The 25571-nt window shown below is 50.9% G+C and carries 22 protein-coding genes; 9 read left to right on the forward strand and 13 right to left on the reverse strand.

The genetic code is table 11. The features are described 5' to 3' along the window. Positions 1 to 7: 7 nt before the first annotated feature. The 4 genes from obgE to hpt form a co-directional block, all read right to left on the reverse strand. Entirely contained in the window at positions 8 to 1030 is a 1023-nt protein-coding gene (obgE, locus tag IPN95_14390) for a GTPase ObgE (protein MBK9450562.1), read from the reverse strand. A 78-nt stretch (positions 1031 to 1108) separates the two neighbouring features. After that, complete coding sequence (locus tag IPN95_14395; protein MBK9450563.1) at positions 1109 to 1693, reverse strand: adenylate kinase; 585 nt, start codon at positions 1691 to 1693, stop codon at positions 1109 to 1111. A gap of 72 nt (positions 1694 to 1765) precedes the next feature. Continuing rightward, positions 1766 to 2452: a hypothetical protein gene (locus tag IPN95_14400; GenBank protein MBK9450564.1), complete on the reverse strand. Its 687-nt coding sequence runs from the start codon at positions 2450 to 2452 to the stop codon at positions 1766 to 1768. 3 nt (positions 2453 to 2455) lie between these two features. Then, positions 2456 to 2995, reverse strand: a complete 540-nt coding sequence (hpt, locus tag IPN95_14405) for a hypoxanthine phosphoribosyltransferase (protein ID MBK9450565.1) — start codon at positions 2993 to 2995, stop codon at positions 2456 to 2458. 195 nt (positions 2996 to 3190) lie between these two features. Between hpt and IPN95_14410 the strand changes: the two genes are divergently transcribed. Beyond that, the gene (locus IPN95_14410; protein ID MBK9450566.1) at positions 3191 to 5092 is read left to right on the forward strand and encodes an amidophosphoribosyltransferase; all 1902 of its coding nucleotides are present in this window, start codon (positions 3191 to 3193) and stop codon (positions 5090 to 5092) included. Between the two features lie 96 nt (positions 5093 to 5188). Next, positions 5189 to 5566, forward strand: coding sequence for a hypothetical protein (locus IPN95_14415; protein MBK9450567.1), 378 nt, complete (start codon positions 5189 to 5191; stop codon positions 5564 to 5566). A 22-nt stretch (positions 5567 to 5588) separates the two neighbouring features. Here IPN95_14415 and IPN95_14420 read toward each other — a convergent pair whose 3' ends face one another. Further along, entirely contained in the window at positions 5589 to 5822 is a 234-nt protein-coding gene (locus IPN95_14420) for a DUF465 domain-containing protein (protein MBK9450568.1), read from the reverse strand. Positions 5823 to 6038: 216 nt separating this feature from the next. Between IPN95_14420 and IPN95_14425 the strand changes: the two genes are divergently transcribed. From IPN95_14425 to hemW, 3 genes are all read left to right on the forward strand, one after another. Then, positions 6039 to 6755: a hypothetical protein gene (locus IPN95_14425; protein MBK9450569.1), complete on the forward strand. Its 717-nt coding sequence runs from the start codon at positions 6039 to 6041 to the stop codon at positions 6753 to 6755. Positions 6756 to 6907: 152 nt separating this feature from the next. After that, positions 6908 to 8134 (forward strand): pyridoxal phosphate-dependent aminotransferase, encoded by a 1227-nt coding sequence (locus IPN95_14430; GenBank protein MBK9450570.1) that lies wholly within the window; start codon positions 6908 to 6910, stop codon positions 8132 to 8134. 3 nt (positions 8135 to 8137) lie between these two features. Then, entirely contained in the window at positions 8138 to 9271 is a 1134-nt protein-coding gene (gene hemW, locus IPN95_14435) for a radical SAM family heme chaperone HemW (protein ID MBK9450571.1), read from the forward strand. A gap of 25 nt (positions 9272 to 9296) precedes the next feature. Here the strand turns inward: hemW and IPN95_14440 are convergent, their stop codons facing one another. Further along, the gene (locus tag IPN95_14440) at positions 9297 to 10457 is read right to left on the reverse strand and encodes an AhpC/TSA family protein (protein ID MBK9450572.1); all 1161 of its coding nucleotides are present in this window, start codon (positions 10455 to 10457) and stop codon (positions 9297 to 9299) included. A 183-nt stretch (positions 10458 to 10640) separates the two neighbouring features. Here IPN95_14440 and IPN95_14445 point away from each other — a divergent pair, with 183 nt between their 5' ends. Together IPN95_14445 and IPN95_14450 are read left to right on the forward strand one after the other, a co-directional pair. Further along, entirely contained in the window at positions 10641 to 10970 is a 330-nt protein-coding gene (locus IPN95_14445; GenBank protein MBK9450573.1) for an MGMT family protein, read from the forward strand. Positions 10971 to 11068: 98 nt separating this feature from the next. Continuing rightward, positions 11069 to 11635, forward strand: coding sequence for a glutathione peroxidase (locus IPN95_14450; GenBank protein ID MBK9450574.1), 567 nt, complete (start codon positions 11069 to 11071; stop codon positions 11633 to 11635). 45 nt (positions 11636 to 11680) lie between these two features. Here IPN95_14450 and metG read toward each other — a convergent pair whose 3' ends face one another. Then, on the reverse strand, positions 11681 to 13828 hold the full coding sequence (metG, locus tag IPN95_14455) for a methionine--tRNA ligase (GenBank protein ID MBK9450575.1): 2148 nt from the start codon (positions 13826 to 13828) through the stop codon (positions 11681 to 11683). A 91-nt stretch (positions 13829 to 13919) separates the two neighbouring features. Between metG and IPN95_14460 the strand changes: the two genes are divergently transcribed. Continuing rightward, on the forward strand, positions 13920 to 14543 hold the full coding sequence (locus IPN95_14460; GenBank protein MBK9450576.1) for a hypothetical protein: 624 nt from the start codon (positions 13920 to 13922) through the stop codon (positions 14541 to 14543). A gap of 29 nt (positions 14544 to 14572) precedes the next feature. Here IPN95_14460 and radC read toward each other — a convergent pair whose 3' ends face one another. Next, complete coding sequence (radC, locus tag IPN95_14465; GenBank protein ID MBK9450577.1) at positions 14573 to 15313, reverse strand: DNA repair protein RadC; 741 nt, start codon at positions 15311 to 15313, stop codon at positions 14573 to 14575. A 269-nt stretch (positions 15314 to 15582) separates the two neighbouring features. Next, positions 15583 to 15837, reverse strand: coding sequence for a 30S ribosomal protein S20 (locus IPN95_14470; protein MBK9450578.1), 255 nt, complete (start codon positions 15835 to 15837; stop codon positions 15583 to 15585). A 285-nt stretch (positions 15838 to 16122) separates the two neighbouring features. On the opposite strand from IPN95_14470, the gene IPN95_14475 reads away from it, so the two are divergent. Next, on the forward strand, positions 16123 to 19098 hold the full coding sequence (locus tag IPN95_14475; protein ID MBK9450579.1) for a gliding motility-associated C-terminal domain-containing protein: 2976 nt from the start codon (positions 16123 to 16125) through the stop codon (positions 19096 to 19098). Positions 19099 to 19154: 56 nt separating this feature from the next. Here the strand turns inward: IPN95_14475 and IPN95_14480 are convergent, their stop codons facing one another. The 4 genes from IPN95_14480 to IPN95_14495 form a co-directional block, all read right to left on the reverse strand. Next, entirely contained in the window at positions 19155 to 20684 is a 1530-nt protein-coding gene (locus tag IPN95_14480) for a GH3 auxin-responsive promoter family protein (GenBank protein ID MBK9450580.1), read from the reverse strand. After that, the gene (gene lptB, locus IPN95_14485; GenBank protein MBK9450581.1) at positions 20685 to 21416 is read right to left on the reverse strand and encodes an LPS export ABC transporter ATP-binding protein; all 732 of its coding nucleotides are present in this window, start codon (positions 21414 to 21416) and stop codon (positions 20685 to 20687) included. Positions 21417 to 21614: 198 nt separating this feature from the next. Then, positions 21615 to 22622, reverse strand: a complete 1008-nt coding sequence (locus IPN95_14490; protein MBK9450582.1) for a T9SS type A sorting domain-containing protein — start codon at positions 22620 to 22622, stop codon at positions 21615 to 21617. Positions 22623 to 22731: 109 nt separating this feature from the next. Beyond that, on the reverse strand, positions 22732 to 25404 hold the full coding sequence (locus IPN95_14495) for a T9SS type A sorting domain-containing protein (GenBank protein ID MBK9450583.1): 2673 nt from the start codon (positions 25402 to 25404) through the stop codon (positions 22732 to 22734). Between the last annotated feature and the right edge of the window lie 167 nt (positions 25405 to 25571).

Here is a 25571-nt window from a genome sequence, read left to right on the forward strand (position 1 = left end):
CATGGGTTTATTCCCAATCTTCCTCAGTTGCTTGGAGTATTTCCCAGATCCGATCATTCAGTTGCTCCAATCCTACATTGGCGACGGAAGAAATCGTCACCATTTCCTGCTTGGGTAGCGATTTCTTGATTTTCTTCTCTAAAGCTTTCATCGCCTTTGAGTCCAGTAAATCGCACTTTGTAATCGCCAACAGCATTTTCTTGTCCAAAAGCTCTGGACTGTACGCCTCCATCTCATGGATCAAGGTCTTGTATTCCGCGATCGGGTCCGGGCTGTCGGCTGCTACCATGACCAACAAAATGGAATTTCGCTCGATATGCCGAAGAAAGGTAATACCCAAGCCCCTGCCCTCACTCGCACCCTCGATGATCCCCGGAATATCGGCCATCACATAGGACTTGAAGTCCCTGTATTTGACGATTCCGAGGTTGGGAACCAAGGTTGTAAACGGATAGTCGGCAATCTTGGGTTTAGCTGCGGATAGGACACTCAGTAACGTACTTTTGCCAGCATTGGGGAACCCTACCAAACCAACATCGGCCAAAACCTTGAGTTCGAGGATCGCGACCAATTCTTGGGCATAACCACCGGGGGTGGCATGTTCGGGGACTTGGTTGCTCGCTGTTCGGAAGTTCCAGTTGCCACGACCTCCAAATCCGCCGGCCAAAATCGTGAGCCGTTGGCCGTGCTCGGTGATTTCTCCCATGAATTCACCGGTTTCAGCATTCGTGACGGTCGTGCCGAGGGGCACTTTCAGCACTTCATCCTTGCCTTCGCGGCCAGTGCGCTTTCCACCTTCGCCATTCTTCCCGGCTTCGGCCTTGATGAACTTACGGTAGCGCAAGTCAAGCAAAGTCCAAAGCTGTTTGTCTCCTTCAAGGATGATATGTCCGCCGCGTCCGCCATCGCCACCGTCGGGACCGCCTCGTGGAACGTGCTTTTCACGACGCCAAGCCACGATCCCATCTCCCCCCTTACCACTGGTGAAATAAATCTGGACGTGATCGACAAATGGGCTGGGTGCTGACATATTAGAATCGCATTGGGAAAGGTCACCAAGGCCGATGGCCTAGGCGATCTCTCAGAAATTTTTTCAAACAATTAGTGGCTAGGCAGTTGCTAGCGCGTTGTCAATAATCGCGGTGAGACGACCGAACACTTCGTCCAATTCGCCCATGCCATCGACGACATGCAGTTTTCCTTGCGCTTTGTAAAGTTCGGCAACGGCAAGCGTCTTGGTATTGTATTCGACAACGCGTGCCTCTATCACTTCGGCTGTATCGTCCACACGTCCCTTTTCAATGGCGCGTTGCAACAGGCGGCGCACCAATTCATCTTTGGGCACATCCAAAAACAAGGTCAACGTAACGCTGCTTCCGACAAACTTGAGGTAGCCATCCAAGGTCAAAGCCTGCTCGTTGGTACGTGGGAAGCCGTCAAAGATGAATCCCGGAACCTTCCCTGCAAATTCGTCGATCCTGTTTTTGACGATCTCGTTGACGATTTCATCCGGGACAAGCAAACCTGCAGCCATGATTTCGGCCATGCGGTTGCCCAGATCGGAGCCCGAGGCTTTTTCCGCACGGAGCACATCTCCGGTGGAAAGGTGTTTGAGGCCGTATTTTTCAAGCAGTTTTTCTGCTTGTGTGCCTTTTCCGGATCCGGGAGGGCCAAACAAGACGATGTTGAGCATTTTATTCGATCCCATATCTAAAGTGAATAATGGGGAATGCAAAGTTAGGCATTCGAATGAGAAGTTGACAATCTAAAGTGCATGAGGGTTGTCATGGATCATCAGGGAAATATGCAAATGATCTCCGGTGCCGCCATGGCGCAACGTGCGATACCCCATCAGCCAAAAATAGGTCTCCAGCAATTTGTTTCGCCATTCGGGACGGCCATTCGTGCGCAGGTCCAAAGCATGTACATAGCCATCGCTCTGGGGGTAATGCAGGCTCTTTTTCTTCTGGAACAAGCCCATTTCGAGGTAATCGGCATGGGTGCGGGCCATGTCGGTCACAACCAGGTCGTGGTCAAAAATGATAAACGAGCTCACGCCCAGGCGCAGCAAGGGATGTGTCGTCGCATACTCTTCCTGCACATTTTGGGTTTTGGCATTTCCCGCAGCGAGGTAGAGAATGGCATACAGGCAAAATCCGGCGACGGCCACCAAAACGAGCTTCAGGTTGATGCTTTTGGCCTTTTGAACCGCCTTTTTCTTCTGAACCACATGCCCGACGATCCAAGTCAGGTAGAAATAGAGGGCCACCATCGAGGCGATGGCCGGAATGGCGATGCAGAGATAGGGATTCCATTGGGTCAATTCGTAGAGGGTGACCGATCCACGAAGCAGCAGGAAAAATGGCAGCACCAAGCCCGCCACGAATTTGAGTGGCCAGAGCAAAATCGCGACGACGACCGAGGAACCGCCCTTCTTTTTCTTGGCGGCCATGGATCAGGGTTTCAGGCTGTAGATCGCACGTAAGTTGCGGCCACGCTCGGCATAGTCCAGGCCGTAGCCGACCACAAATTCGTTGGGGATGCGGAAGCAATAGTATTCCGGAGGTGTCTCAAACATGTACATCTCATGTTTGAAGAGCAGGCTTGCGATTTTCACCGAGTTCGCGCCCTTGTGCATCAGGTCGCTTCTGAGCCAGTCCAAGGTGCGGCCCGTGTCGACAATGTCTTCGACGATCAGGACATCACGCCCCTCGGGGCTGTTGCTCAAATCGAGCAAAACGCGCATTTGACCGGAAGATTTAGTGCCACCGTGGTAAGATGACAACCGCACGAATTGAATTTCAGGATCCCAATTCAGGTGACGTACGAGATCGGCAGTAAAAATGAATGCCCCATTCAACACCGAGACAATCAGCGGATCCTTGCCTGCATAGTCCTTGTTGAGTTGCCGACCCATGTCGGCGATGCGTGATTGGATGTTTTCCTCGGAAAGGAACTCCTGAAATGTCTTGTCACCAACGCGAATCTCTTTCATTTCCAAAATTGCTTCCGCGAATATAGGGATTTGGAGATGTTTCACATGTAATTCTGCGATCCCGGTCGCTTCCCCGAAAAGTGCGGCCACCTGTGGGACAACTGTTCCATAATTGTTAACAATCTTAACATAGCGAATCAAAAAGTCTGCTTTAACTTTGCACTTTGAATCTGCCACCTAATCCGGGAGACACCAGTGTCTGACGCAATTAAGCACGAATGCGGGGTCGGTCTGATCCGCTTATTGAAGCCCCTCAAGTTTTATCAGGACAAGTATGGCTCGCCACTTTGGGGCCTCTTCAAGATGTACCTCCTGATGGAAAAACAGCATAACCGTGGTCAAGACGGGGCCGGACTCGCCGCCGTCAAAATCCACAGCCCTGCTGGAAAACCCTACCTCACCCGCAAACGCAACAATTCCTCCTCCTCTTGGCAATCGCTCATCAACGAAATCCAAGCCGAGCTCAAAGCGCTGGCTGTCAAGTATCCCGGAATTGAAAAGGATCCCGAATTGTTGCAACAGCATTTCAGCTTTGCGGGCGAACTCCTGCTCGGGCACTTGCGCTATGGCACCCACGGGGACAATACGATCGACGCCTGCCACCCAGTGGTGCGTAGCAACAACTGGCGCAGCCGCACGCTGACGCTGGCAGGAAACTTCAACCTCACCAATGTCGACGACCTGTTTCAGTACCTCGTCGATCTGGGGCAGCACCCACGGTACGTTTCCGACACGGAAACCGTCCTGGAGAGAATCGGGCATTTCCTCGATCAAGAAAACCAAAGCCTCTTTGACAAATTCAAGGAGCAAGGCAAATCCAATTTTGAAGCATCCGAGCTCATCGCGCAGGAATTGGACATTCGCAAGATCTTGCAGCGGGCAGCCAAACGCTGGGACGGTGGCTATACCATGGGCGGCATGATCGGTTGCGGAGACGGCTTTGTCGCCCGCGACCCCAACGGCATCCGGCCCTGCTACTACTTTGCCAATGATGAATTTGTCGTTGTCGCTTCGGAGCGCCCGGCGATCAGCACGGTCTTTGGGATCGACTATGACAAAATCAAGGAGCTTGATCCCGGCCATGTGATCGGCATCAAGGCTAGCGGCCAAGTCAGCATCAAGGCCTTCACCGAGCCTGGCGAAAAGAAAAGCTGCTCCTTTGAACGCATCTATTTCTCCCGTGGCAACGATCCCGACATTTACCGTGAGCGCCTTGCCTTAGGCGACCTCCTTGTTCCCAAGATTCTGGAAACCATTCACTACGACCTTCAAAACACGGTATTCGGGTATATCCCCAATACAGCTGAGATGGCGTTTTGGGGAATGATCAAGGGTGTCGAAACCTATATGATCAATGAAAAAATCCGCAAAATCCGGGAGCTGAATGGCAAAGCCACCGACGAGCAGCTGGTGGAGGTCCTCAGTTCGAGGCCGCGGGTGGAGAAGGTGGTGCTCAAGGACATCAAGTTGCGCACCTTTATTACGGACGACAGTTCGCGGGATGACTTGGTGGCACATGTGTATGACATTACGCAGGGTACAATCAGACCTGGCGTGGACACATTTGTCTGCATCGACGACTCGATTGTACGCGGTACAACGCTGAAAAAGAGCATTCTCAGCATTCTCAGCCGCCTCAAACCCAAGAAAATCGTCATCGTTTCCTCTGCACCGCAAATCCGCTATCCGGATTGCTACGGCATCGACATGAGTCAGATTGGACGTTTTGTCGCTTTTGAGGCTGCGATCGCCCTGCTCAACGACCGGGGTATGCACGGGATCATTCACCAAGTGTACCGTGAATGCCTTGCGATGAAACAAAATGGCCTTCTGGAAACCCGTAACGCGGTGAAAGCCATCTACGATCAGTTTTCGGAGGATGAAATCTCGCGAAAAATCTCGGATTTGCTGAAGCCTGAAGACATCTCCTGTAAGGTCGAGATCGTCTTTCAGCCCTTGAGCAACTTGCCCAAAGCGATCCCCAACCATTTGGGAGATTGGTACTTCTCAGGCAATTATCCGACCCCGGGTGGCAATCGTGTCGTGAATCAGGCCTTCATCAACTACGTCGAAGGCAAGAGCGAACGCGCCTACTGAGGCGTAAGATCACTGACAAGATTCATTTCCTTTTGGCAGGCTATTTGCTCATCTTTATTCTATTGCTTTTTGTTTCATAGAATAAAGGAGGATCCCATGAAAAAGCTGTTGTTGAATGTTGTGGCGTTGTCGATGGTATTTTTCATCGGCAGTGGATTTACAGCCCGTTTAGGGGAAGAGGCGATTGTGAAAATCGATGGTCAGGTTGTTGAGCCGGATGGAGAATTGACCTTTGACCGAGACGATACGGTTTATTTGGAAGCGACAGGCATCAAGCCCAATTCCAAGATTCATATCAAGGTCAAAAAGCTCGGGATTGCTTGGATGAAGGATGAATATCCAGTAGACAAAACCGGCGAGGTCAAGGGCATCATGCACATCCCGGAAGAAAAACTCACGGTCAACTGCTTCATCGAATACCATGCTGCCGATGGCAGCTTCCATGAAGTTCAGTTCAAGTGCAAAACGCGCTAGACCCCGCCGGATGCTATTCGGATCAGGCTGATTGGAGCATTCTGAAGATCGAATCTTTCAGATGCACGCGGTGCCTGCGCAGTTCGTTGAGATGCTCATCTGCCACTGCCACTGCGCCGCTTTCGATGCTGTGAATCTCGTGGTCGAGTTCATGGTACTCATCAAAAATCTTGCGAAAGTGAGTGTTGCTGATCTTCAGATCGTGAACCTTTGCGGCCAATTCTGGGAATTCGTGAAGGATGTCGTGCTTTTGCATAATTGTTTTCAACATTTTGATAGCACAAACCTCGTCGGAAAATCCCCGGTCAAAAATGACTGATGTCATGTTTTTGGGAGAGGGTTATCAGGAAAACGGGGCACTGGTGAGTGGTGACATTCGAAGGGATCAAATGAGGACACGACAAGCTTACAATGTACTTTGCCCCTCGAATCATGCTGCAAATCACTAACTTGCACCAAAATCAGAACCCAAATGAAAACAAAAACACTCATCCTCTGGACACTTGCAGCGATCTCGCTTCTTTTCGCGGCATGCGAGGGAAAGAAATTCAAGACGATGGGTGATGAAGACATGGACGCTGTCCTCGCCAACGATCTTTGCGGGGCATTGGGTGGCGCAACACTGCAAATGCAAGCAAGTGGGCGGATATGCGCGGGCTGGGAACCCTACAATGCATGCGGAGCATCTGGGGATTCTTCCAATTTATCTGGCGGGCAATTGGCGGCTTACCTTTACATTGGTACTTGGTTTTGGACAAAGAACTGCATCTTCGGCGTCCCTTCAAATGTCCATTTTTCCATGGGAGGAACCAATGAATACCATGGCGATTCGAAGTTGGAGCAAAATTTTGGTTCGGCTTTTCAGAGGTGGGACGTAACCGACCTCGACACATCCACCACAACCTATACCCTGAACGGCACCGGGTTAGTCATTGCAGGGGGAACTTTGAATGTGAAATGGCGGGACAAATACTTTGCATACACCGACAGCCTGCGGTATATCGATGTCAAGATTCGCAAAACTGACCATGCGATCATCGGCGGCGGTGGGACAGCGCGCATTTTTGGAACGATCGGACGACTGTCCAGCAACGATTTCGACCGTAAGGCGACCTTTGTCTTCAATCCCGATGGCAGCTATACCGTGACTTTGGACAATGGCACGGCGTTTACACGCTCGCAGTTCTGAAACGAAGCTTACGGTTGCTGTCGGCCTTTGACAATTTAAGCACGAGAGTCTACCCACGATCACTTTCCAACAACATTGAAGAGGCACTCGCATTGGGGAAGTGCGCCGAAGGATCTTTTTTCGTAATCTTGCCTCAGAGAAAATTCAATCTTATGCCGAAGATTTCCCAGCGTGGCCAAGAAATGCCGCCAAGCCCCATCCGCAAGCTTGTTCCATTTGCCGATGGCGCCAAAAGCCGTGGTGTGCATGTCTATCACCTCAACATCGGTCAGCCAGATTTGCCGACTCCGAAACAGTTCATGGAAACCGTGCGGAACGCCAATGTGGAGACCATTGAATACAGCCCGAGCGGTGGCTTTCCCACGCTGATCGAGAAATTCGCGGAATATTACCGTCGTCTCGGCCTTCCCGTGAACAAGGAAAACCTGATCATCACCACCGGAGGCTCCGAGGCATTGCTGTTTTCGTTCATGTCTTGCCTCGATCCAGGCGACGAAGTCATTGTTCCAGAGCCATTTTACGCGAATTACAATGGCTTTGCGATTGCATCCGGCACGAAGGTCGTTCCCATCACCACGCGCATCGAAGACAACTTTGACCTGCCGGAAATCGACGAATTCGAAAAACTCATCACCCCACGCACCAAGGCCATCCTGATCTGCAATCCGAGCAACCCGACAGGGAAGCTCTACGGTCAGGCTGCGTTGGAGAAATTGCGTGACGTCGTCAAGAAGCACGACCTCTTCCTGTTTGTCGACGAAGTGTACCGCGAATTTGTCTACGACGGCCAAACGCATTACTCTGCATTGAAGCTCGAAGGCATTGACCAGAATGTCGTGATCGTGGACTCCATTTCCAAGCGCTACGCTGCATGCGGTGCCCGCATCGGAATGGTCGTCTCACATAATAAGGATGTGATGGCTGCTGCAATGAAGTTTGCACAGGCAAGGCTCTCGCCCCCTACGCTCGAGCAAATCGGCGCCGAAGGCCTCACCGAACTGCCACAAAGCTACTTTGACGAAGTCAACGCCGAGTACGTGAGCCGCCGCGACACGATGGTGCGCGAGTTGCGCAAGATTCCGGGTGTGCTCGTGCCCGAGGTTTCGGGCGCATTTTATGCGGTCGTGCGCCTTCCGGTCGACGATACCGAGAAATTTTGCCAGTGGATTCTCGAATCCTTCCAATACAAAGGCGCCACTGTCATGATGGCACCCGCAAGCGGATTTTATTCGACGCCGGGCCTCGGTCGTGACGAGGTGCGATTCGCCTACGTCTTGGAAAAACCCGAATTGGTCCTCGCGATCGAATGCCTCGGGGAAGCCCTCAAGGTCTATCCCGGAAGCAAAATCGCCACGGCGGCCTCACACAGCAACGTTTAAGCTGTGGCGGGCATCTACCTGCACATCCCTTTTTGCCACAAGGCCTGCAGTTATTGCGACTTTCATTTCAGCACCAACCTCAAGAAGGTTGACGAAATGGCTGTGGCCATCGGCAAGGAAGCTGAATTGCAAAAAGGCTATTTCGAAGGCCGGCCCACCATCGACACCATCTACTTTGGTGGCGGTACCCCAAGTTTGATGCCGGCCGCCCACCTCGGAAGAATTCTGGATCAACTCCGTGAGAACTTTCTGGTTTCATCCACGGCCGAGATCACGTTGGAAGGTAATCCCGATGACTTGGATTCGAAGAAACTCAGGGAACTGTATACCATGGGTGTGAATCGCTTGAGTGTTGGCGTTCAGTCCTTTTCGGATGCGGATTTGTTGCTGTTGAATCGCAACCACAATGCCCAACAAGCCGATCGTTGCATCAAGGCGGCGCAGGACTTGGGCATCGACAACATCACCCTTGACTTGATTTACGGCATTCCCGGCAGCGGATGGAAACAATGGCAGGCAAATGTGGACCAAGCTATCGCGCTCCAAGTCCCACATGTGTCTGCCTACGCGCTCACGGTCGAGGAAAAAACCTTGCTTCACCACCAAATTGAAAAGGGAATGCTGACCGCAGAGCCCGATGCAACCCACGAAGCACAGTACTTCCACCTGATCGATCGCTTGGGTGAGGCGGGAATCGAGCAATACGAACTCAGCAATTTTGCCAAACCCGGCTACCGTTCGCGGCACAACGGTGCCTATTGGAAGGGAATTCCCTACCTCGGTTTGGGACCTTCCGCGCATTCTTACAATGGCACGACCCGCACCAACAATGTCGCCAACAATGCCGTCTATTTGCGGGCCTTGGACGAAGGTCGCCTCGCCATTGCAAGCCAAGAAACACTTTCCGACCGCGACCAGCTCAATGAATACCTGATGACGCAGCTGCGCATCGTCGAGGGACTAGACTTGCAACTTCTCAAGGAAAAATGGGGCTTTGACTTGCTGTATCAAGAGGAAGAGCTCGTCCAAGAATGGCTTTCGGAGGATCTCATTCGGATTGAAAACAACCACCTGCGACTGACGCGACATGGTTTTATGGTTTCGGATGGGATCATTCGGGAGTTGTTTGTGGTTTGAGGATCGCTCACCACTCTGGCGGAATCTACCTCGGTGTCAACGGTTGCTCCACAAAGGCTTTCACCAAGGCCGGCAGATCGGCGGTCAATTCGTTGGAGCGAATGTCCAAATCCCGAATCATGCCGCCTCCATCGATCAGATAATTCGCGGGAATGGCTTTCAGGAGGTATTGGCTCACCTCGGTGCTCTGTGCACCATTGGGTAACCGAATATGCGTAGCCCAGTTCAATCCAGCTTCTTTGAGTCCGGCGCGCCATTGGGCTTCGGTGTCATCCAAACTCGCGCAGACCAAGACGACGCCATTGTCGGCAAACAATTTTTCAAGCGAATCCATTTTGGCATTCTCGACGCGGGAGAATTCGCAGTAAGAGGCCCAGAATTGCAGCAAAACAGGTTTTCCACGCAGGGCGCTCAGGTCAAACGGCTTGCCATTGGCATCCGTCGCGGTGATGTTGGCGGCAATTTCGCCGATGCGACGATTGGCCTCTTGGTTCAGCGCATTGTTGAGCGCGGAGGCTGCAGGTGAGCCCGGCAGCTCGGACTGAATGCGGGCAGTCATTTTTTCAAGGTAATGGTAGTTGCCATTAACCGTAAGAGACAAGGCAGCGTGGGCGCGCAAGACAGGAATGCTGACCGTGTCGCAAAACGTCCGCAGATAGTCCCGGTAAACCACCATCGCCCGGTCGGTGACCACCTCGACTTCACGCCATTTGGTCGAATCCACCTTGCGGTCAATTGCATCGAGTTCTGCTTCAGACCCCGCGAAGGTCAGGTAAAGCCGATATTGGGTCAGGTTAAAATCGCGCAAAAGTTGCGACCTTGGGCTTCCTGTCACCTGAAAGGCCTCCATTTCATCGACCTTCGCATTCACGGTCAAGGCATCAAACTCGGGCATGAGCAAAATTCTGCCGCCATTTTTGATGCGGAGTTGAAAAATTGCATCCTTCATTCCCTTGGCGGTTACGGAGAATTTACCTTCTCCATCCGTTTCCACTTCTTTCACAGGAATCGCCGAAATGCCTTCCAAGCGTTCCAATTGCATTGATTTGCCATCCAACCCCTCGATTTGCCCTTCGACACGAAACTCATCTTCCCCTTTTTCAGGTTGGCCACAACTTGCGACCATCAGCACGGCCAAGAAAAGCGGAAAAACGATTTTGTGGATCTTGATTTTAGCGAACAACATGCGTTTGGAAGCGATTATCGGTTCAATATCGTCCATTCGAAGAAAAAGGAGGATTCAAGGTTTGCAAGACGAAGGGGCCGCCAAACCCAATGGACTACAGTTCAATATTAGAAAAACACAGGTTGGAGATCAAGGTCTATTTTGAGGCTTGCCGACTCAGCGGGAAATGGTAAATTGAATCCCATGAAGCAGGAACGTTATTCCTTTTTTGAAGATGTTTGGGACGTGGTGCGGCTTATTCCAAAAGGTCGGGTAACCACATATGGCGCGATCGCCGAGTATCTCGGGACAAAAATGAGTGCCCGCATGGTCGGCTGGGCGATGAATGTGAGTCCCGCCGATGTTCCTGCACAACGTGTGGTGAACCGCAACGGCCTCCTCACGGGCAAACACCATTTCCCTGAACCGGGGATGATGCAAGCATTGCTGGAAAAGGAGGGCATTACTGTCGTCGACGATAAAGTTCAAGATTTGCCGAAAGTGATTTGGCATCCCAAGGAACTGGAAACTTGATGGACGAGGCGCAGCCATTGGTGGCATCTGAATTTCACCTGCCGGTTAACAAAATCAAGACTTCACAGTTCAATTTGAATCAATCTCAAAATTCGATCATGCGTCAAAAATTATTTACCTGGGCAACGTTGGTGTGCTTGATGTTCGTTCACCTCGCCCTCAAATCACAAAATATGAATCAGACGGTCTATCAATTCACTGTTCAGGATATCCACGGAAAGGATGTCTCACTCGATCAATTCAAAGGAAAGGTCCTGCTCATTGTGAACGTCGCCAGCGAATGCGGCTACACCCCACAATACGCCGACCTTCAAGCATTGTATGAATCACACAAGGATAAAGGCCTGGTAGTCTTGGGCTTTCCTGCCAATGAATTCGGTGCGCAGGAGCCGGGAACCAATGCGGAAATCCTGACCTTTTGCAGCACCAAGTTTGGTGTGGACTTCCCGATGTTTTCCAAGATTGTTGTTAAAGGAGAAGATCAACATCCACTCTACAAATTCCTTACGCATAGCGATTTGAATGGTTCTGTTGATGCCGATATGAAATGGAATTTCCAGAAGTTCCTGATCAGCCGTGAAGGCAAGGTGCTCCGCAGCATCAAACCCGGCATGTCGGTCAACGACGAAGAGGCCCATGCCGCGATCGAGGCTGCGCTCAACTAAAAAACTGGCTTAAGCATTCAACGGTTCCACCGTCAAACTGAAATTTCAGTTGACCGTGGAACCGTTGTCGATTTTACCCTCTGGATTCAGCAGGTGCAACTTGCCGTTGGTGTCCTCAGCAAACAAAACCATGCCTTGGGATTCGATTCCCATCATCGGGCGCGGTGGCAGGTTGGCGAGGAAGGTGCATTGTTTGCCAATCAGGTCTTCCGGCGCGAAGTGCTCGGCGACTCCTGACAAAATCGTGCGCTGATCCAGCCCGCTGTCGATCAACAACTTGAACAGCTTTTTGCTCTTCTCGACGCGAGTGGCTTCCACAATCGTCCCAATCCGAATGTCCATTTTCTGGAAATCGGGAAAGGAGGTCATATCCTTGAATGGCGTCAAGGCGCCCGGTGCTTTTTCTTCCATTTTTTCGACTTGTTTTTCTTCTGTTTTTGCGGGTGCGGATTCCCCAGCTTTTGCCGCAGCCTGTTCTGCTTGGAGTGCAGCCTTGCGTTGCTGCAACTTATCAACCTGGGCAGCCACCACTTCGTCTGGCACGCGGCTGAAAAGGTGGGCGATCTCGGTGATGTTACCGCCTGCTTGTACGAAATCAAAGTTACCCGTCGTCACAGCCTCCCACTTCAGAGGCGCAATGCCGAGCATTTCAAAGATTTTTGCAGATGTACCCGGCATAAACGGCTCCGACGCGACAGCCAAAATTGCGGCGACGTTCAAACCAAGGTTCAAGACGTGACCTGCGGCTTCCTTGTCGGTTTTGACGAGTTTCCAAGGTTCGAGGTCGCTCAAATAGCGGTCACCTGCACGGGCAATCGCCATCATTTCATTCAACGCCTCCTTGAACCGAAATACCTTGATCAGTTCACCGACTTTGGTGAATGCATTCATCGCATCCCGAATGAGTACGTCATCCCTTTCCGATAAAGCACTACGCGAAGGAACGCCACCAAAATTCTTGATCGACAAGACTTTGATGCGGTTGACGAAGTTCGCGAAGGTATCAACGAGCTCGGTATTGCAACGCGTTTGATAGTCCTCCCAAGTGAAGTCGGCATCCTTGGTTTCCGGCATGATGGCCGTCAGTACGTAGCGCATCACATCTGCCTGACCGGGAAATTCCTTCAAATATTCATGCATCCAAACCGCCCAATTGCGCGAGGTGCTGAGTTTCTCGCCTTCGAGGTTCAAGAACTCGTTTGCGGGGACATTTTCCGGGACGATGTAGCCGCCCTGACCATGGAGGATGCAGGGGAAAATGATGCAATGGAAGACAATGTTGTCCTTTCCGATGAAGTGGTAAAGGGCAGTTTCCTTGTCCTTCCAATAAGGTTCCCAGTCCTTTCCGGTTGCGAGCGCCCATTCCTTGGTGGCCGAAACATAGCCGATAGGGGCGTCAAACCAAACATAGAGCACCTTTCCTTTTCCTTCCGGCACGGGTACCGAAACGCCCCAATCAAGGTCGCGGGTAATGGCGCGCGGCTTGAGGTCGTCAATCCAGGATTTGCATTGCCCGTAAACGTTGGTCTTCCAATCCTTGTGCCCTTCCAAAATGTAGGAATTGAGCCATCCATGGAATTTGTCTAGCGGCAAGAACCAATGTTCGGTGTCCTTTTTTACGGGAGTCGTATTGGAAACGCGGCTTTTGGGATTGATGAGTTCGTCGGGACTCAGGTCTTTGCCGCATTTTTCGCATTGATTGCCGTAGGCGCGGTCATTGCCACAATTGGGGCAGGTGCCCATGACAAAACGATCGGCCAGGAAAATCTCCTTTTCCTGGTCAAAAAGTTGCGTGCTTTTGCGGCGAATCAAGTGAAACGGATCGCTGACCGGCTTGTTGTAGAAGTTCATAAAAAACTCCTGCGCGGTCTCGTGATGGATCGGGTTGGATGTGCGGGAATAGATGTCAAAGGACACATTGAATTCCTGAAAGGCATCCTTGATCATTGTATGGTACTTATCTACAATGGCTTTGGGGGTGGTGCCTTCATCCAATGCTTTCATCGCAATGGCTGTTCCATGCTCATCGGAACCGCAGATATACACGACGTCTTCGCCGCATGAGCGCAGGTAGCGCACGAAGATGTCGGCAGGCAGGTAGGCGCCCGCAAGGTGGCCAATGTGCAAAGGGCCATTGGCGTAGGGTAACGCGGAGGTAACTGTGTACCGTTTGAAGCGTTTGCTTTCACTCATGCGCCAAAATTAACAAATGAATGCAGAGAATGCAGAAATCAGCCACCATGTATTGTGGTTGGATCGTTATTTTTGCAAAAATTGAATTGTTATGCGACCCATCTTGATGATCGAAGGCTTAAAAAATCTACACGACGCACGCTATTGTGCGGCGGTAGGTATTTCCATGGTGACGTTTCAGATGGATTCAGCCTCAGAGGAGGCGATGACTCCTCCCGTTGTCAAAGAGATCGTCGAGTGGCTCAGCGGATTGGAATGCATCGGTCAGTTTGGGCACGAAGCATCCAACGTGATCACGGAGAAGGCCACCATCGCGCTGATTGACCGCGTGATGTTGCCTATTGCCTATCCTTTGGAGGCTGCAAGCAATTTGGCGATACCCTTGCTTTTTGATGCGCGTGATGAAGTCTTGTCTGCTCAGCTTTCTCAGCGGTTGCAAGCGATCCATTCCCAACTTCCTGAAGCCCTATTTTTACTTCGAATCGATGCATCGGCACTCGCCTCAATTGAATGGATCAACCTGCTCAAACCGGTGCTAGGGAATACAATTCTCAGGTATGATGATCCTCAGGATATTTACTTTCAGGCAAACGCCCAAGGCACATTGCCTTACGGGTTTTGTCTCGGTTCATTTGCGACGGATCAAAGTGGCTATCTAGACTACGATTCCTGCGATGCGTTTCTGGAGACCTTTCAGTCGATGGTTCCTGCGTGAATTTGAGGTTTTGTTTTCTTTTCATGGGATCAATATTCTCCCTTTTGGGCCTTTTCGGTCGCTTTGATCTCATCTTCCATTTGTTTGATGCGGCCATGGTCGCCGTAGCTGTACCAATTTTGGCGGGCAACGATGACGTGATCCAAAACTGGAATATCCAGCAACTTACCTGCGGCGACAAGGTTGCGCGTAAGTGCATCGTCTGATTTGCTCGGTTGTGGATTGCCGCTCGGATGGTTGTGGCATAGGACAATGCTTGATGCCAGGCGGTTGATGGCCTCCTTGAACACAATCCTCGGGTCGACATTGACGCTGGAAACGCCCCCCTCGTGAATTTTGGACTCGCCGATGACATTGTGTTTGCGGTCCAAGGATATCACATAAAACATCTCCTTGCGCTCGTCCCCGATTTTCGGAATCAGATAGCGTGCGATGTCTCCGGAAAATGTGAAGTTGACCAGTTGATGCTCCGTTGAAAGTTTGCGTCGGGCCAACTCAAAGGCGGCTACAATGCACGAGGCCTTGGCCATCCCCACGCCCTGCATCGTCATCAGCTCCGGCATCGAGGCACGACTGAGGTTGCGCAATCCGCCGAATTCTTTCAGCATATCCTGCGCCAGGCTGATGGCATTCTTCTTTCCGAATCCTGATGCCAACAGAGTGGCCAACAACTCGGCTTCTGTAAGCGCTGAAATGCCTCTTTCAAGCAGTTTTTCGCGAGGACGGTCTTCTGCTACCAATTCGCGAATTGGTTTTTCTTTGTAGTTCATGTCTGCGGGTGTTGGATGAAACTGATGCAAGGTTAGGGCATCATCGGTTTCTGTCAATGGACAATTTCGCGAAAAAGTAACGCAGCCACCCATTTGTTGGAGCGATTCACGCCATCCACACGCATTCGTTTCCTAAAAGTGTATCCACAAAGAGACCGCCCGGGAGTCCGTAATGACATTGTACATTACCGAAATCCCAGGCGGTCGAAAAAAACCCCGCCAATGGCGGGGAAAAAATATTCTTGACTTCTTAGTCCACCAAAGGCGGATTAAGCAAGTTTAGAGACGAATTTGGTAAGCTGACCCTTGAGGCGACCAGCTTTGTTGTCGTGAAACAAGTTCACTTTTGCACACTTGTCGATCAAGGAAATCGTTTCGGGCAGCAATTTTTCAGCTGTTGCCTTGTCAGATGCATGGCGCAATTTCTTGATGGCGGTACGGGTTGTGATCAACCTGTAACGGTTGCGCAAACGACGAACGGCGTTTTGGCGAATTCTCTTTTTGGCACCTGCGTTATTAGCCATATCAATCTAATTTTTTCTTCTGTCTTAAAATAGGAGTGCAAATATAGGAAGACATGAGAAAAACAAAAAATTTTTTCCCCGAATGTGTACGAGAAAAAAAGAATACTTCGCTTTCGCGGCCCATGGATTCCTGATTCGCAACGCAAATTACTACGTGATGGCCACAAAACCTTGTAGTTTTGGCTTGATTTCCGTATCATTTCCATTCTGATCACCCCATTGAGAATGCGATTTTCCAACTTTAGGCGCCTGTACTTGCTGTTTTGTTTTTGCCTGACCTGGTTTGTGCTTCCATTTCACGCGGCAAAAGCAACACATATTGTTGGCGCCGAACTCTACTATGAATGCCTGAATTCGAGCGCAAACACATATTTGCTCCGTCTGCGTATGCTGCGGGATTGCCAGTTTGGGGAGGCTCCGTTTGACGAGGTGATTACGCTTTTCATCTTTCCGCGCAACAATCCTTCCAACTATTCCATGATCAATGTGCCGAAGCCGGCCTCGACGCCCCGGGTTTTGAACACGGGCTACGAATTGTGTGTCGACAACTCTTCGCAGCCTTGTGTGGAAGAAGGGATTTATGAGACTGCGACGACTTTGCCGCCGATTCAAGGCGGGTATGACGTCGCCTGGGCCCGCTGTTGCCGCAACAACAACATCGACAATCTGAATCAACCGCTGAATCAAGGGGTGACATTTTTGGCGCACATTCCAGGCCCTGAATTGGCGGTTTGCAATTCGATGGCGACATTTAATCAAAACCTACCCACGTTTATATGTGCCGACGAAGACTTCTATTTTGACCACTCCGCAACGGATGTCGATGGGGATTCGCTGGTCTATGCACTTACCTGGCCCTTTGACGGCATCAACATGCAGGGCTTCGGAGCAGGCAATCCCAACTTTGGCGGCAACCAACCCGTGGTGGATTTATTGAACCCGATGGGTCCCCCGCCTTATCGTAACGTCCAATTTCTGTCCGGATTTACTTTTGGCAGTCCATTTGGGCCGCCGCCGACCGCTGAAATCAATCGATTCACCGGCCGACTGCACTTCAAGGCACCCAGTCTCGGGGTTTTTGTAATTGCCATATCGGTCTTTGAATACCGCAACGGCGTTTTGATCGCGGAAAACAAAAAAGACATGCAGTTGCGTGTTTTGCAATGTTATCCGCAAAATGATCCGCCAATTATCAGCCACACCTTTTCACCAGCTGATTCTGTTGTCGGCGATACTTTGGTGATCTACGCCATCGACACAGGTTGTTATCGGGTCACGCTCTTCGATCCAGACTCTAGCCAACTTGCCGTGCAAGCGATTTCGTCGTTCTTCACCGGCCCCAATGCACCCACGGTGACAATTTCAGGCACCAATCCAATGTTTGTCGATATCTGCTGGGTTTCGAACTGCACGTTTTCCGGAACGGAGATCGAGCTGATTCTGATGGGTTACGACCTGGCGAATTGTCCCGTTTACAATCCTGCATTTGACACGGTATTTATCAAGGTGATTCCACCGCCCGATGCACCTCCGGTTGTCAATCATGCACTCCCACCGACCAATCCGCTTGGGCCCGATACGTTGTTGCTGGAAGTCGATTCGAATGCCTGCTTTTTCGCTTGGATCGTCGATACACTGGGCGGCAACGGGCCGATTACCTATTCTTATAGTGTGACTGACTTGGGTGGCAACGGCAACATGGCTTTCTCGGTGGTCGAAAACCGCAACAATCCTGACAGTGTCGGTCTGGAATTTTGCGTTACCGGCGGCTGCGACAACCGCGAACACATCTACCGACTTGTCCTTCGCGGTGTTTTGGAGGGCATTTGTCCGCCAGAAAACTTTGCCCTGGACACCCTGTACATCTTCGTGCCTCCAGTGCCGAACCCGCCGCCGACCGTGGCGCCCGACTTGTCGGGAAACAACTTTGACAATGACACCATGCTGGTGGACGTGCACGACACGATTTGCTTTCTTGTCGCGGTCAATGACACATTTCCCGGAATAGGACTTGATTTGCAAGCCACCATCAGCGCGATCGATGGCCTTCCGTCCGGGGGATTTCAGCCGAATGTTACCTTGCTCAGCAGTGGAGACAGCTTGGTGGTGCGGGTATGTTGGTACGCTGTCTGCGACAACGTCAATCGTCTTTTCCGCATTGTCTTGGAGGGAATACAAAACAACCGCTGTGCGCAGGATTCCGCCTCACTTGACACGGTTTTTGTTCGCGTGCAGGATGTTTTTAATCCGCCGCCGATTCTCTCCCATACGATCGACACAACGGTTTACCAATCAGCGGGGGACACCATTTTCATTGCTGCGGACAGTGCGGCTTGTTTTGGCTTTGCGTTGCAAGACCAGGGCAACAATGTCTATCTCGAACTTCTCACAGAGGTTTATTTACTTCCCGGCGGGATTCCCACGGCACACGCACCCACGGTCAATTTTTCTACAGTGAACGACACGTTGTTGCAGGGGCAAGTATGCTTTGTGCCGGGCTGTGCCTATCTCGGACAGGATTTGATGCTCGTTCTGATTGGCAGGGACACGTTTGACTGCAGCGAAAATCACATTGTGCGCGACACCGTTTACATCCAGGCTATACCACCCACCAATAGTCCCCCAGTGGTAAGCCACGACCTCAGCGGGCTGCAATTTTCTGGAAACCTGATCACGAGTGTGCCGATTGGCGAGCCCTATTGCTACCACGTCATCGTCTCGGATACTGATGGCACGGCAGCGCAACTGACAGCGACGGGCGTAGGAAACATCTTCGAGGATTGGTGGCGCTATGGCAATCCGGCAACATTGACGGTCACTGAAGGCAACCCATTGGATGTGGCGGTGTGCTGGAATCCAAGCTGTTACGATGCCGGGGAAACCTTTGCGATTGTAATCTGTGCGCGCGACACTTCGCGTTGCGATCTTGCGCCTACGGTTTGTGACACGGTCCGTTTCACGGTGGATCCTTGTTCCTTGCTGATTGGAAATGTGTTTACACCCAATGGTGACGGGATCAACGATGTATTTGTGCCTTTTGAGGCCGTCGGCGTCGATGATTATTGGATGAAGGTTTATGACCGTTGGGGCCACCTCGTTTTCACAGGCAACAATACAGGCTGGAATGGCGGAATGAATGGCGTTGCAGGTCGTCTTGTACCAGACGGGGTCTATTATTTCGACTTTGAATACCGGCTTTTCAGTGCGAGGGGCGTCCCGCTCAAAACGCGGCAAGTTGGCCACGTCACCTTGTTGCGCTGAACCCTACCAACGATTTCTATCGCCTCGTCGGGGTTGGCCTTTAGCGTCAGGATTTGTTATCCTCGCCGCGATGCAGCCATTTCGAGAATCGACTCGGCATATTCCCTGGCGTTGCTGAGTCTTGGCACCTTGTTTTGCCCACCTAGTTTGTCGCGCAGGCGCATCCATTCGTAGAATGTTCCCGCAGGAAGGCTATGCAACTTGGGTTCTCTCAATCCCCAGTTTCGATTTCGCTTGGCGGCATAATCTCCGTTGATGGCACAAAGCTCCTCATCCAAAAAATGCATGAATGCCAATCCGTCGGCAGGAGCCTTGGTGAATTCAACGAGCCACTCGTGATAACCGGGTTCGCCCCCTTGGCCGTAAAACGGGGCGGCGGTATAGTTGTCAATTTCAGCGCCCGTCTTTTCACAGGCAAAAGCAAGGGCACGATCGGCATTGTCGACCATCAATTCCTCACCACATGAATTGATAAAGTGCTTCGTGCGACCTGCGATCACGATTTTTGGGGGATTGAGGCTGGTGAACCGCACCGTGTCCCCAATTAAATAACGCCACAAACCCGCATTGGTGCTGATGACCATGGCATAAGTGACACCCAAGGCAACGTCGGCGATGGTATAGGCTTTAGGAAACGGATTGTCGATCTCTTCGAGCGGCAAAAACTCATAAAAGATTCCATAATCAAGCATCAAAAGGAGATCGTCTTTGTCTGGTTCATTCTGAAGTCCAAAAAACCCTTCGGAGGCATTGTAGGTTTCAAAGTAGCGCAGCTGATGGCTCGGCAAAAGGGCTTCAAACTGATGCTTGTAGGGCTTCATGCTCACCCCGCCATGGAAATAGACCTCGAGTCCCGGCCAAATTTCCAGAAGATTGCGGTCTTGGGTTCCAGCCATTTCCAGAACCTTGTTGATCAAGAGCAAGGTCCAAGTCGGAATTCCGGCGATGCTCGTGATGTTCATGTTCATCACACTTTCTGCAATGGCCTCGACTTTTTCTTCCCATTCGCCCATCAACGCGACCTTTTTGCTTGTGGCCCGGAAAAGGTTGAAGACATGTGGGGTATTTTGAATCAACACCGCGCTGAGATCCCCGTAATAGCTATTGGCATTGAGCTTGTTGATCTCGTGACTTCCACCGAGCGGAAGTCCGCGGCCGGAGAAGATTTCGCTGTCAGGACGGCTGTCGAGGTAGATCGCCAACATGTCCTTCCCACCCTTGAAGTGGCAGTCCTGCAATGCTTCTTCGCTTACGGGAATGAATTTGCTGCGGTCGTTGGTGGTGCCGGAGGATTTGGAAAACCACTTAATCTTCCCGGGCCAAAGAACGTTGTCTTCGCCCTTCAGGATGCGTTCGATTTCGGGGTACAATCCCTCGTAAGTATTGACAGGAACACGCTCCTGAAATTGCTGGATAGATTGGATGTCGGCGTAACCATGCCGTTGGCCCCAGTCTGTTTGTGCTGCGGTACTGATAAGCCGGTGAAAGACCTCCATTTGGGACTCCACCGGGTGCTTGATGAACAGGTCGATCTGGTAAATCCGCTTTTTGAGATACCAGCTTGCGATTGAGTTGATGAAACTCATTTACCCGCGGTTAAGTTGGAACTTGTCTCCGAGGTAGACTTTGCGCACCATCGGATCTGCCGCCAAATCTTCGGCGGTTCCAGATTTAAAAATCTTTCCTTCGACTAGCAAATAGGCACGGTCCACAATGTCAAGGGTCTCGTGCACGTTGTGGTCGGTGATCAAAACACCGATATTTTTCGTCTGCAGGTTGCGCACAATGCCCTGAATTTCCTCCACGGCAATCGGGTCGACACCTGCAAATGGCTCATCCAAGAGGATAAACTTCGGATCTGTAGCCAAGGCTCTTGCAATCTCCGTGCGGCGGCGCTCTCCACCCGAGAGCAGATTCCCCTGGTTTTTCCTAACGTGCATCAGGGAAAATTCGGCGAGGAGCATATCCGTTTTCATGCGACGCTCCTTGCGGGAGAGTTTGCTCGTCATTTCCAGAATGGCCATGATATTGTCTTCGACACTCAATTTTCTGAAGACCGAAGCCTCTTGTGCGAGGTAGCCGATGCCCATTTGCCCACGCCGGTACATGGGCATCCTCGTGATTTCTTTGTCATCGAGCCATACTTTGCCCATGTTGGGGCGAATAAGACCGACTACCATGTAGAATGTAGTTGTTTTGCCGGCACCATTCGGACCAAGCAATCCCACAATTTCCCCTTGCGCGACCTGCAAGCTTACGTCGTTGACGACAGTGCGCTCTTTGTAGGTCTTGATCAGGTTTTCCGCACGTAGCACCATATATTTTCAGGTATAGGGCAAATATACAAAAACCAAGCCAACGCGTTGGCAATTGATCCGGTGGCAAAAATATGGGGGACAACGCCACAATGACTGTAATGCCATGGCTGTGTCGCCCGTTTGCCACAGCTGCTAAACAAACAATCCTCTGGAAATCACTTCCCAGAGGATTGAATCGCACGAAGTGCTGTACAAAAACTAGTTCAGCACCAATTTGCGGGTAACGTTGCCTTGGCTCGAACGGAGATTCACGAGGTAAATACCCTTGGCCAAACCTTCGGTAACCAAATCGATCTGATGGTTGCCTGCAAGCTGCTCGCCGCTGAGAACAGTTCTTACGCGCTCGCCGAGGACGGAGCTGATCGTAATTTCGACTTGGTCGGTGGCATCCAAACGGTAGCTGAGTGCGCTATTGCCGTTCGAAGGGTTGGGAAAAATGTCAAGGTTGCTGAACACACCTTCCGTCGTCGCAACAGCATTGGGGTCGGCATACCAGACTTCGTAGGTTATTGAGGGATTGCCACCGTTCAAGACAAACATCTGATTGTGCACCACAAATACGGGCATTGTCTCGCCAGGGGCATACCATTCGTGGCGGAGAATCGACAATTCACCGATGGCTCCACCGAGCCAGCTGGAATCTGAAAACTGCGCAGAAATCTCCACGCGCTTTACGGATGGATAGGTCATGTAAGGCGTCGTCAATTGACCATCCCCATCAAACACGGTTTGATACCAGCCCTTGCGGGTTACGCTGGAAACGAAGCCGTCTGGATAAACACCCTCGACGGAATCCATATTAGCAACACCAAATGCCTGTGGGAAGACATACAAGTTGGCGGGATTGGAATAGGTTACCCGCGTGTTGGCGACAGACTTCTCGCCAATCAACTTCATTGTATCCGCACTTCCGACGTAAAACTTATAATCGTCATTGAATGGCTTGTAGCAAAGATTGGCACCGGGGAAGCCGCTTCCCTGGGCATGGGAGGCGGGAACAATATATTGGTTTGTGGCCACCTGTGAAGTGTGCCCGATTGAACCAAAGTTCCATGTTTGACCATTACCAGCTGGCCCGGGAGCGATAGAGTCACCGCGACGGTACACCTGTGAGTCCCCGACATCGGGAAAATCTGCACGCACAAGTTGAGCTTGAACACCAAGGCCCAACAAAACAAAAGCAATCAGTGTAAAGGTATTTCTCATTCCTATTGTGTTAAGACATCTCTATTGCCTCCAAATATCGGCAATTCTGCCTTGCTGCGCAAAGCATTGCAACCACAATAGCATCAAATTCGCCCGAAAAATTACGCGCTTACCGTGCGATCACCATCTTTTTGACCGTACGACCGGTAGGAGATTGCAGCATATAAAGGTAAATCCCGGGAGCCAAATTGGCTGCATCCCAATCGAATTGGTGTAACCCAACACCCAATCTTTGCGATTGAAATACGGTGCCGACATGCTGACCCATGATGTCCAATACGTTCAAGGTCAACATTTCCGGAGCATCCACTTCAAGTTTAAATGTAGTCCTGTCAGAAAATGGATTCGGGTAGTTTTCAATCGCAACCCGGTGGCTCAACATGACCGCCTCATTGGCCTCCACAAATACACCATTTTGGGCATACAACATGGCTACACCCGTGTTTTGAATCTGATTCTTTTTGCCGAGCAAGTACAAATCGCCGCCAATAATTCGAAATTGAAACTGATTCGCAATTCGACCACTCGCGCTGACGCCTACTTCACGCCACAATGCGCCGTCGCGGTGCATGAGTTTGGTGCGTTCAAAATTGCTGAAATAGTTATAGGCGATCCACAGCTTTCCGAATTGGTCAAGTTGCATCTCGATCGGCCTTCCAATGTTAGAGATGGACTGCGAATCGACGACGATGTGGCTCCAAGTACCGGATTGATCCATCTCTGAGAGCAAAACCGCATCGTCTTGCTCATTCAGGTATCCAATTTTGGGAAGACCATTGGCATCGAGTAGCAATGAATTGTGCTTCCCGATTGCGGAGGATGTTCCTCCGTTTACCGAGTCAATTTCCCAGGCGCGCGTGTTGCCATTGAGTACTGCATAATAGAGGCTTCGATCCGTGTCTTTGTAGTAGGCGACATGGGGGAGATTGTTGGCATCGAGCACAAGCGAAGGGTACATTCCTACTCCAACCGTATCACAAGCGATGTCTTCAAAAGTCCAGACCGTGTCGCTCAAGTGTCGACTACCGAAGTGTATACAGCCCTGATTGCCATCATAATATACAAGGTTGATTGTATCAATACTTGATATCGCGACATCCGTGAATTGTGGATTTCCTCCAGGGATGACAACTTCATAGCTCCACAAGCCGGAAGTGCGTGTGGCTAGGCGAAGGTCACGGCCCGACCCACCATTGTACGCAACCACAAGATCACCGGCACCTGATCGCGCCATGGAAACGGCAATAACATCAGTAGCCGTTGAGTCCAGTTTTTGTATTTGCCAATTCCACCCCGAGCTTCGCGTTCCTTCCGAATAAAACAGCTCACCGGTATAACCGTCATTAAAAGCGGTTTGAACGAGTGTATCGTTACCGGTCACAGTAAATACCGCATCCAACGATTGCCCTTTTGCCTCGGAAAATGTCACCTGATCGACCACCCATGGCCCACCCATCAAGTTTTGCTTGTACAACATCAACCTTTCTCGCTGTGCGTCAAATATCAACGCATACAAAGTATCCCCATGAATATCCAATTGACAACGGCCAATCGCGATGCCATTCAGCAACGTATCCGTTTGCCAAGTGTTCCCTGAATCGGCTGAAGATGCCAATACAAAATAAAGATTGCTGATGTCGGCATAGAGAATGAAAAGGCTGTCGCTCCCGCCGTTGGTCACAATATCGGTGTAGTTGCGGTAAGACCCCCTTGGCAAGTCATAATACCGAATGTCGCCGGTTGGGCTGATGCGCGTGTATTCAAGCGCGCTTGAATCGATGCAGCAAAAATTATCGCCAAAAAATACTGACGTGGTATAGGCAAGGTGGGTGTAGCCGTCTTCGCTACGCGTTGCAGAAATCCCTTCAAACGTAAAAAATCGGGTGAACTGCGGAAAAAAAATGGTTGCCGTGGAATAAATGCGCTCAAGGCTGTCGATTGGCGCTCTGGTCCAAACAGTATCGACAAATGGAAAGAGGGTGCGATGCTGTGTGATTTCATTATTGAAACGGGACAGACTAAACACATCGATGGTTCCGTCAGGCTCCATCAACATATCCAGGTATTCCCCATACCGGTCTCCCAATGGAAGGGTGTCCCTCAAGGGGTAGGGATTGCAGCTCTTATGAATGTCGTGAACGTGTCCAAGTGAACGCACAAGCCATTGGTTATTGACCCGGATTCCCTGATGCAATTTGAATCCGTAGTCACTTGTCGATGTGCACCCGGGAAAGGCATTGATATCCATCCATCCATCGAAAAAGGCAATCTGAGGTTTGTTGTTCTCATCAAAAACCAACTCCAAGCTGTGCTGAATCCGTTCCTTGCTTGAAACGGTTCCAAGTGGACCGTAATCTCCGTATCCCCTTCCGTGAATGTCCGGTAAATTTTCGACGATCCAGTTGCTTGGCCCGATTCGCTTTGCATACCGAACGGCCACTTGGGAACTCACATCTTCATAGTAGGCAATGTGGGGAACACCCGCTGTATCCAAGCAAATCGAGGATCTGAAGCCATTTTGATGCCCCGGTTCTACATATTCACGGTGCCACATGACGTCATTGGGTCCGCGCCAGGCATACACCAACTTATCTTCCACACGTTGCCAGTAAGAAATATGGATCGTCCCGTCATCTCCGATCTTCATGTCTGAATATGCCCCTGACTGCACCGTATCGGTCATCATGTTGATGTAATCCCAATACAAAAACTGGGCGCGCATGGGCAGCACAGCCAAAAGCAGCACCCACAAAAGCAGCAGTTGTTTCAGGTTGATTCTCATTTTCAATTTTTTCCTTGTTTGGAGACCATTGGGTTCCATTTCAAATCTAATACAACCAACAAGATACGCCCAAACCGCGAAAGAGAAAAGTGCAATAATTCGTGGGGGCTTTTGGAAAGACGATCCGCAAGGGTTCGGAAAAACAACCAAATTACGCCCTTCGCTAT

It is taken from the genome of Bacteroidota bacterium, assembly GCA_016718825.1.
Taxonomy (GTDB): Bacteria; Bacteroidota; Bacteroidia; order J057; family JADKCL01; genus JADKCL01.